The 16,827-nt window shown below is 73.4% G+C and carries 14 protein-coding genes; 8 read left to right on the top strand and 6 right to left on the bottom strand.

All coding sequences use genetic code 11. The features are described 5' to 3' along the window. Positions 1 to 379: 379 nt before the first annotated feature. The 5 genes from IE245_RS34620 to IE245_RS34600 all read left to right on the top strand — a co-directional run bounded on the left by IE245_RS34620 (position 380) and on the right by IE245_RS34600 (position 6,615). On the top strand, positions 380 to 1,144 hold the full coding sequence (locus IE245_RS34620) for an IclR family transcriptional regulator (protein WP_189955062.1): 765 nt from the start codon (positions 380 to 382) through the stop codon (positions 1,142 to 1,144). A gap of 277 nt (positions 1,145 to 1,421) precedes the next feature. Continuing rightward, on the top strand, positions 1,422 to 2,180 hold the full coding sequence (locus IE245_RS34615; protein WP_189955060.1) for an MIP/aquaporin family protein: 759 nt from the start codon (positions 1,422 to 1,424) through the stop codon (positions 2,178 to 2,180). A 62-nt stretch (positions 2,181 to 2,242) separates the two neighbouring features. Next, the gene (gene glpK / locus IE245_RS34610; protein WP_189955057.1) at positions 2,243 to 3,769 is read left to right on the top strand and encodes a glycerol kinase GlpK; all 1,527 of its coding nucleotides are present in this window, start codon (positions 2,243 to 2,245) and stop codon (positions 3,767 to 3,769) included. A gap of 16 nt (positions 3,770 to 3,785) precedes the next feature. After that, on the top strand, positions 3,786 to 5,393 hold the full coding sequence (locus tag IE245_RS34605) for a glycerol-3-phosphate dehydrogenase/oxidase (protein ID WP_189955055.1): 1,608 nt from the start codon (positions 3,786 to 3,788) through the stop codon (positions 5,391 to 5,393). 202 nt (positions 5,394 to 5,595) lie between these two features. Continuing rightward, positions 5,596 to 6,615 (top strand): PAC2 family protein, encoded by a 1,020-nt coding sequence (locus IE245_RS34600; RefSeq protein ID WP_189955053.1) that lies wholly within the window; start codon positions 5,596 to 5,598, stop codon positions 6,613 to 6,615. Between the two features lie 58 nt (positions 6,616 to 6,673). On the opposite strand, the gene mshC is transcribed toward IE245_RS34600, so the two are convergent. The 4 genes from mshC to IE245_RS34580 all read right to left on the bottom strand — a co-directional run bounded on the left by mshC (position 6,674) and on the right by IE245_RS34580 (position 10,206). Continuing rightward, positions 6,674 to 7,903, bottom strand: a complete 1,230-nt coding sequence (mshC, locus tag IE245_RS34595) for a cysteine--1-D-myo-inosityl 2-amino-2-deoxy-alpha-D-glucopyranoside ligase (protein WP_189955051.1) — start codon at positions 7,901 to 7,903, stop codon at positions 6,674 to 6,676. 157 nt (positions 7,904 to 8,060) lie between these two features. Beyond that, positions 8,061 to 8,864, bottom strand: a complete 804-nt coding sequence (locus IE245_RS34590) for an SCO1664 family protein (RefSeq protein ID WP_189955049.1) — start codon at positions 8,862 to 8,864, stop codon at positions 8,061 to 8,063. Further along, positions 8,861 to 9,451, bottom strand: a complete 591-nt coding sequence (locus IE245_RS34585; protein ID WP_189955047.1) for a DUF3090 domain-containing protein — start codon at positions 9,449 to 9,451, stop codon at positions 8,861 to 8,863. Before IE245_RS34585 ends, IE245_RS34590 begins: the two co-directional genes overlap by 4 nt. 65 nt (positions 9,452 to 9,516) lie before the next feature. Further along, positions 9,517 to 10,206, bottom strand: a complete 690-nt coding sequence (locus IE245_RS34580) for a histidine phosphatase family protein (RefSeq protein WP_189955044.1) — start codon at positions 10,204 to 10,206, stop codon at positions 9,517 to 9,519. A gap of 232 nt (positions 10,207 to 10,438) precedes the next feature. Between IE245_RS34580 and corA the strand changes: the two genes are divergently transcribed. Further along, entirely contained in the window at positions 10,439 to 11,422 is a 984-nt protein-coding gene (gene corA, locus IE245_RS34575; RefSeq protein ID WP_189955042.1) for a magnesium/cobalt transporter CorA, read from the top strand. Between the two features lie 50 nt (positions 11,423 to 11,472). On the opposite strand, the gene IE245_RS34570 is transcribed toward corA, so the two are convergent. Together IE245_RS34570 and IE245_RS34565 are read right to left on the bottom strand one after the other, a co-directional pair. Further along, complete coding sequence (locus IE245_RS34570; protein WP_189955040.1) at positions 11,473 to 12,258, bottom strand: ferritin-like domain-containing protein; 786 nt, start codon at positions 12,256 to 12,258, stop codon at positions 11,473 to 11,475. A gap of 210 nt (positions 12,259 to 12,468) precedes the next feature. Then, positions 12,469 to 13,518, bottom strand: coding sequence for an LLM class F420-dependent oxidoreductase (locus IE245_RS34565; RefSeq protein ID WP_189955038.1), 1,050 nt, complete (start codon positions 13,516 to 13,518; stop codon positions 12,469 to 12,471). Positions 13,519 to 13,673: 155 nt separating this feature from the next. Between IE245_RS34565 and IE245_RS34560 the strand changes: the two genes are divergently transcribed. After that, on the top strand, positions 13,674 to 14,651 hold the full coding sequence (locus IE245_RS34560; RefSeq protein WP_189955035.1) for an aldo/keto reductase: 978 nt from the start codon (positions 13,674 to 13,676) through the stop codon (positions 14,649 to 14,651). A gap of 41 nt (positions 14,652 to 14,692) precedes the next feature. Next, positions 14,693 to 16,810: an ATP-dependent DNA helicase gene (locus IE245_RS34555; RefSeq protein WP_189955066.1), complete on the top strand. Its 2,118-nt coding sequence runs from the start codon at positions 14,693 to 14,695 to the stop codon at positions 16,808 to 16,810. The last annotated feature ends 17 nt before the right edge of the window (positions 16,811 to 16,827 follow it).

Raw genomic sequence — 16,827 nt, 5'->3', positions numbered from 1 at the left:
CTCCTGGGCCTGGAGCATCGTCCCCATGGCGCCGTCGGCGACGACGACGCGGCTGGCGAGTGCTTCGCGGAGCGCGGTGACGCGGCTCCGGCTGTCGGCGGAAGGGGTCGGCAACGAGGCCATAAGGGGGCTCCCTGGGCTGCGACGGCTGTCGGCTTTGCACCCTGGGCACAGGGTGCACGGGGTCAGCGTAACCGTGGATGGGCCGGGGTGGACACGGCGTCCCGCAGGGCGGACGGCATTCTGTGTGCGAGGACTCCCGGCGCGGCCCCTTCTTCGAGGACACTGTCCAGTGCGAGGCAAGGTCGGCATCGACCGATAGTGTTCAGCATTGTCGAACAGCATTGTGTGTGGACAGGTAAGGGAGAAGGGCCGGGCGATGGCGAAGAACATCCAGTCGCTTGAACGGGCGGCGGCCATGCTGCGACTGCTCGCGGGCGGCGAGCGCCGGCTCGGCCTCTCCGACATCGCTTCCTCCCTCGGACTGGCCAAGGGCACGGCCCACGGCATCCTGCGCACCCTCCAGGCGGAGGGCTTCGTGGAGCAGGACGCCCCCTCGGGCCGCTACCAGCTGGGCGCGGAGCTGCTCCGGCTCGGCAACAGCTATCTGGACGTGCACGAGCTGCGGGCGCGGGCACTGGTGTGGACGGACGACCTGGCGCGGTCCAGCGGGGAGAGCGTGCACCTGGGGGTGCTGCACCAGCAGGGCGTGCTGATCGTGCACCACGTCTTCCGGCCGGACGACAGCCGGCAGGTCCTGGAGGTGGGCGCGATGCAGCCGCTGCACTCCACGGCCCTCGGCAAGGTCCTCTCGGCATACGACCCGGTGGCGCACAGCGAGGCCGTGGAGGTGACGCGGGAGCCGTTCACGCCGCGTACGGTCACGGACCTGGAGGACTTCGAGTCCCTGCTCGACATGACGCGGGCGCGCGGCTGGGCCGCGGACGTGGAGGAGACCTGGGAGGGCGTCGCCTCGGTGGCGGCGCCGATCCACGACCGGCGGCGGATGCCGGTGGGCGCGGTGGCGGTGACCGGTGCCGTGGAGCGGGTCTGCCCCGACGGGGAGCTGCGCCCGGAGCTGGTGGCGGCGGTGCGGGACTGCGCCCGGGCGGTCTCCCGGGACCTGGGGGCGAACCGCTTCTGAGGCCGCGCCCGCGGGGCCGGCGAGCCGGTCCGCACGGAGGGCGAACCCGTCGGTAACGATCGCGTTATCGGCGGGTTTTTCGCTTCCCAGACCCTTGACGCGCTGTTAACCCCAGGGCAAAACTTCCGTTCATCGGTCGGCATTGTCGAACACCTACCGGCAATACGCGTTAGAGTGTGGCAGTGCCAAGGGCCGTGGACGCCCTCACGTGAGGGCGCGGACCACCGGGGCGAACCGGGTTCGCCATCCCCCTGGACGAAGGACAAAGGAGTCGCGGGTGTCCAGCTCCGACATCTTCCTCGGCGAGACCATCGGTACCGCCGTTCTCATTCTTCTCGGCGGCGGCGTGTGCGCCGCCGTGACGCTCAAGAGCTCCAAGGCCCGTGGCGCGGGCTGGCTGGCGATCACCTTCGGGTGGGGCTTCGCGGTCATGACGGCCGTCTACATGACGGCTTCCCTCTCCGGGGCCCATCTGAACCCCGCCGTCACGGTCGGCATCGCCGTCAACAGCGGCGAGTGGGGCGACGTGCCGGTCTACTTCGCCGGCCAGCTCCTCGGCGCGATGATCGGCGCCGCCCTGGTCTGGGTCGCCTACTACGGCCAGTTCCTGGCCCACCTCACCGACCCGGAGACGGTCGGCGAGAAGCCCGTCGAGGGCCCCGGCCCCGTGCTCGGCATCTTCTCCACCGGCCCCGAGATCCGGAACACCTGGCAGAACCTCGCCACCGAGATCATCGGCACCGTCGTGCTCGTCCTCGCCGTGCTCACCCAGGGCCTCAACGACAGCGGCAAGGGCCTCGGCGTCCTCGGCGCCCTGATCACCGCCTTCGTCGTGGTCTCGATCGGCCTCTCGCTCGGCGGCCCGACCGGCTACGCGATCAACCCGGCCCGCGACCTCGGCCCCCGAATCGTGCACGCCCTGCTGCCGCTGCCGAACAAGGGCGGCTCCGACTGGGGCTACGCCTGGATCCCCGTCGTCGGTCCGCTGGTCGGCGGAGCCCTCGCAGCGGGTATCTACAAGCTCGCGTTCGCCTGATCCGTACGAGAACAGCCACAGAGCCCCGAGCCGTCCTTCCCAGACTTCCCATGGAGCACACCGTGACCGACGCCCACACCGCCGGCCCCTTCATCGCCGCCATCGACCAGGGCACCACCTCGTCCCGCTGCATCGTCTTCGACAAGGACGGCCGGATCGTCTCGGTCGACCAGAAGGAGCACGAGCAGATCTTCCCGAAGCCGGGCTGGGTCGAGCACGACGCCACCGAGATCTGGACCAACGTCCAGGAGGTCGTCGCCGGCGCCATCGTCAAGGCCGGCATCACCGCCGCCGACGTCAAGGCCATCGGCATCACCAACCAGCGCGAGACCACGCTGATGTGGGACAAGAACACCGGCGAGCCCGTCCACAACGCGCTCGTCTGGCAGGACACCCGCACCGACGCCCTCTGCAAGGAGCTCGGCCGCAACGTCGGCCAGGACCGCTTCCGCCGCGAGACCGGCCTCCCGCTCGCCTCCTACTTCTCCGGCCCCAAGGTCCGCTGGCTGCTCGACAACGTCGAGGGCCTGCGCGAGCGCGCCGAACGCGGCGACATCCTCTTCGGCACCATGGACTCCTGGGTCATCTGGAACCTCACCGGCGGTCCCCGGGGCGGCGTCCACGTCACCGACGTCACCAACGCCTCCCGCACCCTCCTGATGAACCTGCACGAGATGGCCTGGGACGAGCGCATCCTCCAGTCCCTCGACATCCCGGCCGCGGTCCTCCCCGAGATCCGCTCCTCCGCCGAGGTGTACGGCACGGTCCAGGGCGGCGTCCTCGACGGCGTCCCCGTCGCCTCCGCGCTCGGCGACCAGCAGGCCGCCCTCTTCGGCCAGACCTGTTTCGCCGAGGGCGAGGCCAAGTCCACGTACGGCACCGGCACCTTCATGCTGATGAACACCGGTGACAAGATCATCAACTCCTACAGCGGCCTGCTGACCACGGTCGGCTACCAGATCGGCGACAAGAAGCCGGTCTACGCCCTGGAGGGCTCCATCGCCGTCACCGGCTCGCTCGTCCAGTGGATGCGCGACCAGATGGGCCTGATCAAGTCCGCCGCCGAGATCGAGACCCTGGCCTCCTCCGTCGAGGACAACGGCGGCGCCTACTTCGTGCCCGCCTTCTCCGGCCTCTTCGCCCCGTACTGGCGCTCCGACGCCCGCGGCGTGATCGCCGGCCTCACCCGGTACGTCACCAAGGCGCACATCGCCCGTGCCGTCCTGGAGGCCACCGCCTGGCAGACCCGCGAGATCACCGACGCCATGACCAAGGACTCCGGCGTCGAGCTGACCGCGCTCAAGGTCGACGGCGGCATGACCTCCAACAACCTGCTGATGCAGACCCTCTCGGACTTCCTGGACGCCCCCGTGGTGCGCCCGATGGTCGCCGAGACCACCTGCCTCGGTGCCGCCTACGCCGCCGGCCTCGCCGTCGGCTTCTGGCCGGACACCGACGCGCTGCGCGCCAACTGGCGCCGTGCCGCGGAGTGGACCCCGCGCATGGACGCCGACAAGCGCGACAGCGAGTACAAGAACTGGCTCAAGGCCGTGGAGCGCTCCATGGGCTGGCTCGAAGAAGAGAAGTGACGAGGAGTAGACCGAGATGACCACCCCGCAGACCGTTCCCGCCCTCGGAACGCACCCGGCCGCCGGCTCGCTTCCGACCCGCGCCGAGACCAGAGAGCAGCTTGCCAAGGCGACGTACGACCTGCTGGTGATCGGCGGCGGCATCCTGGGCATCTCCACCGCCTGGCACGCCGCGCAGTCCGGTCTGCGGGTGGCCCTGGTGGACGCCGGCGACTTCGCCGGCGCCACCTCCTCGGCCTCCTCCAAGCTCCTCCACGGCGGCCTGCGCTACCTGCAGACCGGCGCCGTGAAGCTCGTCGCCGAGAACCACTTCGAGCGGCGCGCCGTCTCCCGGCAGGTCGCCCCCCACCTGTCCAACCCGCTCACCTTCTACCTGCCCGTCTACAAGGGCGGCCCGCACGGCGCCGCCAAGCTGGGCGCCGGCGTCTTCGCGTACTCCGCGCTGTCCGCCTTCGGAGACGGCGTCGGCCACCTCCTCTCCCCCGCCAAGGCGGCCCAGGACGTGCCCGAGCTGCGCACCGACAACCTCAAGGCCGTCGCCGTCTACGGCGACGACCAGATGAACGACGCCCGCATGGCGCTCATGACGGTCCGCGCGGCCGTCGACGCCGGCGCCGTCGTCCTCAACCACGCCGAGGTCACCGGGCTCCGCTTCACCAAGGGCCGGGTCACCGGCGCCGAGCTCAAGGACCGCATGTCCGGCGAGGAGTTCGGCGTCACCGCGCGGCTCGTCCTCAACGCCACCGGCCCCTGGGTCGACCACCTGCGCCGGATGGAGGACCCCAACGCGGCCCCCTCCATCCGCCTCTCCAAGGGCGCCCACCTGGTCCTCAAGCGGACCGCCCCGTGGAAGGCCGCGCTCGCCACCCCGATCGACAAGTACCGGATCACCTTCGCCCTCCCCTGGGAGGACATGCTCCTGCTCGGCACCACCGACGAGGAGTACGAGGGCGACCCGGGCGAGGTCGCGGTCACCGAGAAGGACACCGCCCAGATCCTGGACGAGGCCGCCTTCTCCATCCGCGACCAGCAGCTCGACCGCTCCCTCATCACCTACGCCTTCGCCGGCCTGCGGGTGCTCCCGGGCGGTCCCGGCGACACCTCCAAGGCCAAGCGCGAGACGGTCGTCACCGAGGGCCGCGGCGGGATGCTGTCGGTCGCCGGCGGCAAGTGGACCACCTTCCGCCACATCGGACGCACCATCATGAAGAAGCTGGAGGCGCTTCCGGGTCACCCGCTGGGCGAGGACTACGAGTCGGTGTCCACGCTCCCGAAGCGGCTGCCGCTGCCGGGCATCGCCAATCCGAACGCGGTCGCCCACCGGCTGCTCGTCGACGGCCCGGCCCCCGGCCCGCGGATGGCCGCGGACACCGCCAAGCACCTGGCCACGCACTACGGTTCGCTCTCCTTCGACATCGCCCGGATGGCGAACGAGAACCCCGAGCTGGCCCGCCGGATCCACCCGGACGCCCCGGAGATCTGGGCGCAGGTCGCCTACGCCCGCGACCACGAGTGGGCCGAGACGGCCGACGACGTGCTGCGCCGCCGCACCACCCTGACCATCCGCGGTCTCGCCACCGACGAGATCCGCGGCGAGGTCGACGCGATGCTGCGCGCCCGGTAGCCACCGGCGTCACGAGCCGAGGGGCGGTCCACTCCGGGGAGGGTGTGGACCGCCCCTCACGCGTGCCGTGTGCGCGGCCCCGATCCTGGGTAGTCGATCAAGGCCGCACGGGTTCTCGGGCGTGCCCGAGGGCTGCGGACGGACGACCCGGAAGCCGTAAGGTTGGTCCGTACGACACGAACTTCGAAGAAGGAGGCACTGGGTGATCGAGCTCGAGGGGGTACCCGAGCTGATCGACCCGGTCATGGTGGCCGCGTTCGAGGGCTGGAACGACGCCGGCGACGCCGCCTCCACCGCGGTCGCTCATCTGGACCGGGAATGGAAGGGCGAGGTCTTCGCGGCGCTCGACGCCGAGGACTACTACGACTTCCAGGTCAACCGCCCCACGGTCTTCCTGGAGAACGGCGCACGGAAGATCACCTGGCCGACCACCCGGCTCTCCGTGGTCCGGATCGGCGGGGAGAAGCCGCGCGACCTGGTCCTGGTCCGGGGCATCGAACCCTCGATGCGCTGGCGCTCCTTCTGCAACGAGCTGCTCGGCTTCGCGCACGAGCTGGGCGTGGAGATGGTGGTGATCCTGGGCGCGCTGCTCGGCGACACCCCGCACACCCGCCCGGTGCCGGTCAGCGGCGTCACCTCCGACCCGGACCTGGCGCGGACGATGGACCTGGAGGAGACCCGCTACGAGGGCCCGACGGGCATCGTCGGCATCCTCCAGGAGGCGTGCACCCACGCGGGCGTGCCCGCGGTGAGCCTGTGGGCGGCGGTGCCGCACTACGTGTCGCAGCCGCCGAACCCGAAGGCGACGCTGGCGCTGCTCAACCGCCTGGAGGACCTGATCGGGCTGCGGATCCCGCTGGGCGAGCTGCCCGAGGACGCCCGGGCCTGGCAGGTGGGGGTGGACCAGCTGGCGGCGGAGGACAGCGAGGTCGCCGAGTACGTGCAGACGCTGGAGGAGGCGCGGGACACCGCGGAGCTTCCGGAGGCGTCGGGCGAGGCGATCGCCCGCGAGTTCGAGCGCTATCTGCGGCGGCGCGACCCGGGCCAGGGGCCGGGGCCGGGCGGTCCCGGGGTGGCGACGGAGAGCGGGGACACCTCGTATCTGCGCGACCCGGGCAGCGGCCGGACCCGGCCGCCGAAGCCGGAGCGGCCCGAGGAGCCGGAGGCCCCGGAGGGGTCCGAAGCCTCCGGGGAGCCCGACGAGGACGGCGACGAGGACTGAGAAGAGGGGATGGCCCAGGGCCATCCCCTCTTCTTCTTTCTTCTTCTGCTGCTGCTGTTTACAGTGCGACGCCGAGGAGCGCGTCGACCGTGCGGGAGACGAGGCCAGGAGCGGACTCGTCGGTGCCGCCTTCGGCCTCCTGGCGGGCGGCCCAGCGGTCGACCGCGGCGAGCGCGGCCGGGGCGTCGAGGTCGTCGGAGAGCGCCTCGCGGACCTCCTCGACCAGGGCGTCGGCGGACGGGCCGTCGGGCCGGGAGACCGCGGCGCGCCAGCGGTCGAGGCGGGCGACGGCGTCGGCGAGGACCTGGTCGGTCCACTCCCAGTCGGCGCGGTAGTGGTGGGCGAGGAGGGCGAGCCGGATGGCTGCCGGGTCGACGCCCTCGCGGCGGAGCGCGGAGACGAAGACGAGGTTGCCCTTGGACTTGGACATCTTCTCGCCGTGGAGGGCGACCATGCCGGCGTGGACGTACGCCTTGGCCATGGGGAACTCGCCGGTGAGAGTCTGGGCGTGCGAGGCGCCCATCTCGTGGTGCGGGAAGATCAGGTCGGAGCCGCCGCCCTGCACGTCGAAGCCCATGCCGAGGTGGTCGAGGGCGATGGCGACGCACTCGATGTGCCAGCCGGGGCGGCCGGGGCCGAGGCTGCCGCCGTCCCAGCTGGGCTCGCCCTCGCGGGCGGCCATCCACAGCATCGGGTCGAGCGGGTTCTTCTTGCCGGGCCGCTCGGGGTCGCCGCCGCGCTCGGCGGAGAGGTGGCGCATCAGCTCGGTGTCGTAGTGCGACACCTCGCCGAAGTGCGGGTCGGCCTCGACGGAGAAGTAGACGTCGCCGTCGAGCTCGTAGGCCGCGCCGTGGTCCCGGAGCCGCTCGACCAGCGGGACGATCGACGGTATCGACTCGACCGCGCCGACGTAGTGCCGCGGCGGCAGCATCCGCAGGGCGGTCATGTCCTCGCGGAAGAGGGAGGTCTCGCGCTCGGCGAGTGCGGTCCAGTCGACGTCGTCCCGCAGGGCGCGCTCCAGGAGCGGGTCGTCCACGTCCGTGACGTTCTGGACGTAGTGCACCTGCCGCTTGGTGTCGAGCCACACGCGCTGCACGAGGTCGAACGCGTTGTAGGTCGCCGCGTGACCCATGTGGGTCGCGTCGTAGGGCGTGATGCCGCAGACGTAGATACGGGCGACGGGACCGGGGGCGAGGGTCACTCGCCCGCCGGTCGCGGTGTCGTGGATCCTGAGGTCGCGGCCCTTGCCGGGAAGGGCGGGGACCTCGGAAGCGGGCCAGGCATGCATGACCCGAGCGTAACCGGACAGCTCTTCCGGATACGAACCGGATCCGGAATCTTGTCCGATCACGCGCTCTTGCGGGTGAGCGGCGTGTGTGCACACCCCCCGGGGGTCCGGCGGGCTCTCCGCGGGGTGGTCCGGCGTGGCCGAAACCGTACGGTTCCTAGACCGGCGGCCAGGGGATCGCGGGCCACTGCCCGGACGGCTCCGGGTGCCGCCCCGAGGCCAGCATCGCCGCCACCCGCTCCCGTACGGCGGACACCTCGGCGTCCGTGAGCAGTTCCCCCAGCCGGGTGGCGAGGGGCGCCCCGGGGGCCAGCGCGCGGCCGAGGCCGATGAGGACCTCGGTGGCCTCGGCGGGCAGCTCCTGGCCGGCCCAGCCCCACAGCAGGGTGCGCAGCTTGTCGTCCACGTGGAAGGAGACGCCGTGGTCGATGCCGTAGAGCCGGCCGCCGGGGGCGGGGAGCAGGTGGCCGCCCTTGCGGTCGCCGTTGTTCATCACCGCGTCGAGGACGGCGAGCCGGCGCAGCTCGGGCGTGTCGGCGTGGACGAGGAGCGCGGTGCGCCCCTCCCCCACCTCGGCGGGGCCGATCGCCTTCCAGCCCTCGCCGGCCTCCTCGTCCTCGGTGAGGGCTAGGAGCCGGGCCTCCGGGTCGGCCTCGACCCAGAGCTGGACCATGCCCTCGCCGTACGGGCCGTCCCGCAGCACCGTCGGCGGGACCAGGCCCCAGCCCGTGGCCTCGGAGAGCTCGTACGCGGCGACCTCGCGCTCGGCGAGGGTGCCGTCGGGGAAGTCCCACAGGGGGCGCTCCCCCGCGACCGGCTTGTACACGCAGGCGGCCTCGCGGCCCTCGTGGGCGACGGTGCAGTAGAGCACCGCGTTGGAGGCCTCGCGGACCTGGCCCCGGACGGTCAGCTCGCCCCGGGCGAGCAGTTCGGTGTCCGGCGGGAACTCGGGGCTGCTCATGCTCCGCGGCGGTATCCGTTCTGGCGGGGGCAGACGTGGCCCTCGGGGTCCAGCGGCAGGCTGCACAGCGGGCACGGCGGGCGGCCGGCGTTGACCACGTCCAGGGCCCGCTTGGCGAAGGCGCGGGCCTGGGCGCCGCTGAGGCGGACCCGGAGCATCGGCGGGCCGTTCTCCTCGTCCTGGAGCAGCCGCTCCTCGGCCGCGGCGAGGTCCTCCTCGGAGTCCACGTCCAGCTCGACCAGGGCCTGCGCCTCGACGATCATGCGCTGTTCCTCGCCGTCCCAGGCGAGCGCCATGGTCCCGACCCGGAACTCCTCCTCGACGGGGGTGTCGAGCGGGGCGGTGTCGGCGATGTCGACGGGGGCCACGGCCGGGACCGGGGCGTTGCCCCCGGTGCGGCGCAGCACCTCGTCGAGAAGCTCGTCGATGCGCTCGGCGAGCGCGGCCACCTGGGCCTTCTCCAGGGCGACGCTGGTGACCCGGCCGGCCGCGGACGCCTGGAGGAAGAACGTGCGGCGGCCAGGCAGCCCGACCGTACCGGCCACGAAGCGCTCCGGCGGGTCGTAGAGGAACACCTGACGGGACACTCTCCCGGCTCCCTTGACTGTCGACTGTCGTACTGCAACGGCGAGTCCACCCTACTGCGCGGAGATCACGGCGCGCCCGCGCCGCCCCCCACCTCGGCCGCCCCGTCGGCCTCAGGAGTCTCGCGCGGGGCCAGCGCGGCGAGGTCCCCGGTGTCGCCGAGGCGGACCAGGAAGGGGCGCAGCCGGGTGTAGCGGATCACCGTGAGTGAGCAGGGGTCGACGTGGATGCGCTGGAAGAGGTCGAGGTGGAGGCCGAGGGCGTCGGCGACCAGGGACTTGATCACGTCGCCGTGGGAGCAGAGGGCGTAGACGGCGTCCTCGCCGTGCTCGGCCTCGATCCGGGCGTTCCAGTCGCGGACCGCGTCGACGGCCCGGGTCTGCATGGCGCGCATGGACTCGCCGCCGGGGAAGGCGGCGGCGGAGGCGTGCGCCTGGACGACCTCCATCAGTGGTTCGTCGTTCAGCTCGGCGAGCTTGCGTCCGGACCAGTCGCCGTAGTCGCACTCGTTCACCCGCTCCTCGATGTGGAGCGGCAGGTCGGGGCGGGCGTCCAGGAGCGGCTGGAGGGTCTCGCGGCAGCGCTGGAGGGGGCTGGAGACGGCGGCGGCGAGCGGGATGCCGGCGAGCCGGGCGGGCAGGGCGGCGGCCTGGGCGGCGCCGCGCTCGTCGAGCGCCACGCCCGGCGTGCGGCCGGCGAGCAGTCCGGAGGTGTTGGCGGTCGAGCGTCCGTGCCGGACGAGGATGAGCGTGGCCATGCCGGCCAGCCTACGGCGCACGCGCGCGTACGGGGGCGGTCACGGCCGGGCGGGACGGCACGCGCGTGTGTGCGGTGACGGCCCCGCGCCGGGCGGGCTCCCCGCGCCGGGCGGGCTCCCCGCGCCGGGCGGGGCCGGGCGCGGCCCCGCCCGGGTCCGCGCGCCCGTGGAGGAGCACGCGCGCGTGCGGGCCGGGAGGGTTCGGGGGACGATTTGGGGGGACAATACGGCGATGATCGTCGACTCTGCCCTCTACCGCGACGGACGCCGGACGGAATGCGACGGCGACCTCTCGCGCGCCCTGGCCGAGGCCCGGGAGAGCGGCCACGCCTTCCTGTGGCTGGGCCTCTACGAGCCCACGGAGGCCGAGTTCGACCACGTGGCCTCGGAGTTCGCGCTGCATCCGCTGGCCGTCGAGGACGCCCTGAAGGCCCATCAGCGGCCCAAGCTGGAGGTGTACGACGACTCCCTCTTCGCGGTCCTCAAGCCGGTGGACTACGAGCCGGAGAGCGACCGGGTCTCGTCCGGCGAGCTGATGCTCTTCCTGGGCGACTCCTTCGTGGTGACGGTCCGGCACGGCGAGGGGGCGCCCCTGACGGCGGTGCGCAAGCGCCTGGAGACCCAGCCGGAGGTGCTGCGGCACGGGCCGACGGCGGTGCTGTACGCGGTGAGCGACGCGGTGGTCGACCACTACCTGGACGTGGCGGGCGAGCTCCAGGTGGACCTGGAGGAGCTGGAGGCCGACGTCTTCGCGCCGGGCGGGACGGGCACGGCGAACACGGCGGAGCGGATCTACACGGCGAAGCGGCAGGTCCTGGAGTTCCGCCGGGCGACGGGACCGCTGGCGGGCCCGATGGCCCGGCTGACGGCGGGCTCGGTGCCGTTCGTGCACGAGGAGGCGCAGCCCTTCTTCCGGGACGTCAACGACCATCTGCTGCGGGCGAACGACCAGGTGGAAGGGCTGGACCGGCTGCTGTCGGACGTGCTGTCGGCGCACCTGGCGCAGATGGGGGTGCGGCAGAACGACGACATGCGGAAGATCTCGGCCTGGGCGGCGATGGCCGCGGTGCCGACGATGGTCGCCGGGATCTACGGCATGAACTTCGACCACATGCCGGAACTTCACTGGGCGTGGTCGTACCCGGCGGTGATCCTTCTGATGGCGGGGGCCGTGACGGGCCTGTACCGCCTGTTCAAGCGGCGCGGCTGGCTCTGAGAAGGCGCCCGATTCCGGGACGGGGAAGTCGGCCGCGCCGCCGGAGTATGTCAGAACGCGGGTGCGGGGGTGACGGGGCCGCCCAGCGCGTTCCGCCGCTCCGGCGTCCTCAGGCTGATCATCCTGTGCCAGCCGGCGAGCCGCTCGTAGGCGTGCACGCCGTGGATGCCGGCGGCGAGCGCCGCGCCCTTGGCCCTCGGCCACTTCAGGATCCGGCCCATGTGGCCCATGACGGCGAGGCTCACGTCCCGGTAGACCCGGATCTCGGCGAGCGCCGACTCGCGCAGGGTGGTCTGGATGAGGCGGCCGTGGCCCTCCCGGGCGAGTCGGAGCAGTTCCTCGTGGCAGTAGGCGAGGTGGTTGGCCTCGTCGTCGTCGATCATGTGGATGGCCTTGCCCAGCTCCGGGTGGTCCCCGAAGTACGTGACGAGCATGTCCATCTGGTCGGCCGCGCGCTGCTCGGTGACCCTGCTGTGGGCGAGGTAGACGATGACGTCGTGCTCGGTCAGCGGTTCGTCGCCGCGCAGCTTCTCGTGGGCGAGCCCGATGCCGCGCCGTTCGAGGAGCATCGTGTAGTCGGTCTCGGGGGGTACGGGGACGGGTTCGAGGCCCCGCTTGCGCAGCAGCGCGTGGAAGATGCGCCCGTGCTTGTCCTCGTCGGCGCCGTGCCGGGTGATCTTGGGCGCGAGCTCCCGCATGCCGGGGGCGACGAGGGCGGCGATCCGGGCGTTCTCCCAGCCGCCCTGGGACTCGCCGCTGGCGGCGATCGAGCAGAAGAGCCGGAAGGCGTCGTCGTCGTCGATGATTTCCTGGAACAGGCTCTTGGCCGTGAGCATCGCTGCCACCTCCCTGCGGACGACCGCACTCCGCGCGTCCGGGAGACCGAGTCAAATGCGGTCCGGGACCCGGGGCAACAGGAGGGCTCGGCGGTGTCGGCCGAAAGAGTGAGGGCCGGGGCCGTAACCGGGGACGCGGTGGCGCGTTGAAGGGCATGACGGCCGTGGCGGGGAAGACCCCCGAGCCCCCACCACGGCCGCAGGCCTCCCTTACGCCAGACCCGCCCGCTCCAGGGCGTCGACGCCCGCGCGCAGCGCGGTGAGGCGCTCGTCGAGGGTGAAGCCGGCGGGGGCCAGGGTCAGCGTGGTGACGCCCGCCGCCGCGTAGGCGGTCATGCGGTCCGCGATCCGGTCCACGGTGCCGAGCAGGGCGGTCTGCTCGATCAGCGAGCGGGGCACGGCCGCCGCTGCGCCCGCCTTGTCGCCGGCCAGGTACTTGTCCTGGATCTCGGCGGCCTCCTTCTCGTACCCCATGCGCCGGGCGAGCTGGTTGTAGAAGTTCTGCTTGCGGCTGCCCATGCCGCCGACGTAGAGGGCGGTGTACGGCCGGAAGACGTCGGCCAGCGCGTCGACGTCCTCGCCGAGGGCCAGCGGCAGCGTCGGACAGACGTCGAAGCCGTCCATGGTCAGTCCGGCCTTCTCGCGGCCCGCCCGCAGCGGGCGCAGCGCCGTCTCCTCCAGGTGCTCGGCCGAGGGGAAGATCAGCAGGGCGCCGTCGGCGATCTCGCCGGTCTGCTCCAGGTTCTTCGGGCCGATCGCCGCGATGTACAGCGGGATGTGCTCGCGCTGCGGGTGGACGGTCAGCTTGATCGGCTTGCCGGGGCCGCCGGGCAGCGGCAGCGTCCAGTGCTCGCCGTCGTGGGTGAGGCGCTCGCGGGACATCGCCTTGCGGACGATCTCCACGTACTCGCGGGTGCGGGCGAGCGGCTTGTCGAACTTCACGCCGTACCAGCCCTCGGAGACCTGCGGTCCCGAGACGCCGAGGCCGAGGCGGAAGCGGCCGCCGGAGAGCGAGTCCAGGGTGGCGGCGGTCATCGCCGTCATCGCGGGCTGGCGGGCCGGGATCTGCATGATCGCCGAGCCGACGTCGATCCGCTCCGTCTTCGCGGCGACCCACGAGAGCACGGTCGGCGCGTCCGAGCCGTACGCCTCCGCCGCCCAGCAGACGTCGTAGCCGAGCCGGTCGGCCTCCTGGGCGACGGCGAGGTTGTCGCCGTCCATGCCGGCGCCCCAGTAGCCGAGGTTGATGCCGAGCCGCATTCCACGCACCCCTTACCCATCGGTAACGTCTGTGGTCCGGACTCTAGCGCGCCCCTCCCGCATCCGGCAGGGGCCGGACGCCGCGCCGTCCTTCGTCCACAGCTTCCGTCCACAGGGTCTCTGCGCGTGGTGCCCCGGCCAGTAATGTCCCGCTCATGGAGCAGAGGCATCTCGGACGTACCGGCCTGCGCGTCTCGCGCATCGGGCTCGGCACGCTCACCTGGGGGCGGGACACCGACGAGCACGACGCCGCCGAGCAGTTGAAGGCGTTCTGGGACGCGGGCGGCACGCTCGTGGACACCGCCGACGTGTACGGCGGCGGGGAGGCGGAGTACCTCCTCGGCCGGCTCATGGAACGGCTGGTGCCGCGCCGGGACCTGGTCCTGTCCACCAAGGCCGGGAGCGTCCCGGACCCCGACCGCCGCACCGACGGCTCGCGCGGCCACCTGCTCGCCGCGCTCGACGCCTCCCTCGCCCGGCTCGGCACGGACCACGTCGACCTGTGGCAGCTGCACGCCTACGACCCGCACACCCCGCTGGAGGAGTCCCTCCAGGCCCTCGACATCGCGGTGCGCAGCGGCCGGGCGCGGTACGCGGGCGTGGCCAACTTCTGCGGCTGGCAGCTCGCCAAGGCCGGCACCTGGCAGCTGGCCGGCGACCGCACCCGGCTCGCCGGGGCGCAGCTGGAGTACTCGCTCCTCCAGCGGGGCATCGAGCGGGAGGTGCTGCCGGCCGCGGTCGACCTCGGCATAGGCCTGCTGCCGTCCTCCCCGCTCGGCCGCGGCGTGCTCACCGGCAAGTACCGCGGCGGCACCCCGGCCGACTCCCGGGGCGCGTCGGAGGCGCTCGCGCCGTTCGTGGAGCCGTACCTCGACGAGGCCGCGAGCCGGATCGTGCACGCCGTCGGCACCGCCGCCGACGGGCTCAACACGAGCCCGCTGCACGTGGCGCTCGCCTGGGTCAGGGACCGGCCGGGCGTCACCGCCCCGATCGTCGGCGCGCGCACGGCACGCCAGCTCACGGCCGCGCTGTCGGTGGAGGGGCTTAGTCTTCCTGACGAGATCTGCCGGGCTTTGGACGATGTGTCCGCGCCCGTGCACCGCTATCCGGATCACGACTGGAGCACCTTGTGACCGAGCCTGCCGGGGAGACCTCGCCCGAGGCACCCGAGGACATGGACCGGGAGGACGTGGGCCAGGAGGGCGAGACCGCCCCCGAGGACGCGCCGGCGGCCGCCGGGACGACCGACGCCTCCGAAGCCACCGCCGAGTCCGCCGAGGCCTCTGCGGAGGAGGCACCGGGGGCACCGGAGGCGCCGGAGGTGAGCGAGGCGCAGGCGGAGCTGGCGGCCCAGCGGGAGCTGCGGGCCAGGATCGAGGCGCGGAAGGCCGAGAAGTCCGGGCCCGTGACGAGCGGGACCAAGCTCAGCGGCACCGCCGCCGATCTGCTCGCCGCCGTACGGGCCGTCGAGGGCGGCTCGGCGTCCGGCGGCGCCTTCTTCGCTCCGGCGCCCGAGCCGCCGCGCTCCACGCGCCCGGCCGAGACCGCCGTCCGTCCGCCCGCCCCGGCGGCGCCGGCCGCGCCCACGGCCGGCGCGCTGGCCGGGATCCGCGAGGTGCTGGCCCGGGGCGGCGCGCCCGAGGCGCTGGCCGGCCAGGTCGTCGGCGCGCTGGGCGAGCAGGCGGCCGGGGCCCTGACGGAGGACCCGTGGCGGCTCCTGGCCGTCCCCGGGGTGCGGCCGGAGCAGGCCGACGGCTTCGCGCGGGCGCTGCTCGGCGGTGCCTGCGGTCCCGACGATCCGCGCCGGGCCGTCGCCCTGACCGTGTGGCTGCTCGACCGCGCCGCACTCCAGGGCCACACCGCGCTCACCCTCGACGAGGTGGCGGCCGGACTCGCCCGGCACCAGGTCCCCGATCCCGAGAAGGCCGTCGGCACGGCCGTCTCCGAGGGCGCCGTCCTGATCTTCCAGGAGGAGGACGAGGCCCCCCGGGAGCCCGGCGGCGACGAAGCGGGCGAGGCGGCCGCCGAGGACGCCGGGGCCGACGAGGGCCCGGCGGAACCCGCGCTGCTCGGGCTCGACCGGTACGCCCTGGCCGAGGAGAGCCTCGCGGACGGCCTCGCCCGGCTGGTGCGCACGGTCACCCCGCGCGAGTGGGACGGCGGCGAACTGGAGCGGGCCGTCGGCGGCCACGGTCTGGTGCTGCACACCGGCGGCGAGGCCGCCCGCGCCGAGCCGCTGGAGCTCGCCGCCACGGCCCGGGAGCGCGGCCTGCGCGTCCTGGTCACCGTGCACGACGCCGAGCGCCTGACCGAGGAGGAGCGCGCCTCGGGGACGACCGTGGCGCTCGCCGCGCTGCTCTCCGGGACGGCCGGTCCCGGCCGGGACGAGGAGGGTGCCCTCGCCCTGGACCTGCTGGTGGTCCTCGACGCCCCGCAGCTGGACGTCGAGACCGGCGCGATGCTCGTCGAGGCCCTCCCGGACGGCTGCCGGCTGGTCCTCAGCGGCGATCCGGAGGTCCTCGGGGCGGCCGGTCCCGGCGCGGTCTTCGCCGACGCCCTGGCGGCCCGCGTCTGCCCCCGGGTGGCCTCCCGCCGTCCCGACCCCGGCCCGCTGGGCGAGCTGGTCTCGGGCATCGGCGTCGGGGAGCTGAACCAGGTCGAGGCCCCCGGCAAGGAGGTCGTGATCGTCCCCGTGCGGGACGCCGGCGAGGCCGTGCACCGCACGGTCCAGCTGGTCGCCGACTCGGTGCCGCGCGCCTTCGGGCTCGCCCCCGAGCAGACCCGGGTGATCACGGTCGGCCACGGCGGCTCGGCCGGGACGCGCGCGCTGAACACGGCCCTGAAGCAGCGGCTGAACCCCGGCCCCGGCCGCTTCGGCGGCTACGACCCGGGCGACCGGGTGGCGTACGCGCCGGTACCCGGCCGGACGGTGACCGGCACGGTCCTGGGGGCCGACGCCGAGGGCCTGCGCGTGCGCACCGGCGACGGCGAGGTTCTCGTCCCGAAGGAGCGGGTGGAGTCGGCGCTGCGGCACGGCTGGGCGCTCACCGCGCACCAGGCGGCGGGCGGCCGCTGGCCCGCGGTGGTCGTGGTCCTGCCGGGCGACGCGGCGCCGGGCCTGAGCCGGCCGTGGGTCTACACGGCCTTCGGCCGGGCCGAGCGCCATCTGTCGGTCGTGCACGGCGTGGACCAGGCGCTGCCCCGCTCGGTGGCCGAGGTCCTCGCGCCGGCGCGCACGACCCGGCTGCGCCCCCTCCTGACGGCCCTCCTCGCCGAGCCCGGCGAGGAGTAGGGACGGACGGCGGAACG

This window comes from Streptomyces roseolus (assembly GCF_014649855.1).
Taxonomy (GTDB): Bacteria; Actinomycetota; Actinomycetes; order Streptomycetales; family Streptomycetaceae; genus Streptomyces; species Streptomyces roseolus.
The sequence above is the reverse complement of the archived record's forward strand: the minus strand, read 5'-3'. Positions and strand labels throughout refer to the sequence as shown.

What these genes read in the sequence shown, in the direction of transcription:
- IE245_RS34620 (WP_189955062.1), top strand. Translation starts at nt 380, where the DNA reads ATGGCGAAGAACATCCAGTCGCTTGAACGGGCGGCGGCCATGCTGCGA.
- IE245_RS34605 (WP_189955055.1), top strand. Translation starts at nt 3,786, where the DNA reads ATGACCACCCCGCAGACCGTTCCCGCCCTCGGAACGCACCCGGCCGCC.
- mshC (WP_189955051.1), bottom strand. Translation starts at nt 7,903, where the DNA reads ATGCATGCCTGGCCCGCTTCCGAGGTCCCCGCCCTTCCCGGCAAGGGC.
- IE245_RS34590 (WP_189955049.1), bottom strand. Translation starts at nt 8,864, where the DNA reads ATGAGCAGCCCCGAGTTCCCGCCGGACACCGAACTGCTCGCCCGGGGC.
- IE245_RS34580 (WP_189955044.1), bottom strand. Translation starts at nt 10,206, where the DNA reads ATGGCCACGCTCATCCTCGTCCGGCACGGACGCTCGACCGCCAACACC.
- corA (WP_189955042.1), top strand. Translation starts at nt 10,439, where the DNA reads ATGATCGTCGACTCTGCCCTCTACCGCGACGGACGCCGGACGGAATGC.
- IE245_RS34570 (WP_189955040.1), bottom strand. Translation starts at nt 12,258, where the DNA reads ATGCTCACGGCCAAGAGCCTGTTCCAGGAAATCATCGACGACGACGAC.
- IE245_RS34565 (WP_189955038.1), bottom strand. Translation starts at nt 13,518, where the DNA reads ATGCGGCTCGGCATCAACCTCGGCTACTGGGGCGCCGGCATGGACGGC.
- IE245_RS34560 (WP_189955035.1), top strand. Translation starts at nt 13,674, where the DNA reads ATGGAGCAGAGGCATCTCGGACGTACCGGCCTGCGCGTCTCGCGCATC.
- IE245_RS34555 (WP_189955066.1), top strand. Translation starts at nt 14,693, where the DNA reads ATGGACCGGGAGGACGTGGGCCAGGAGGGCGAGACCGCCCCCGAGGAC.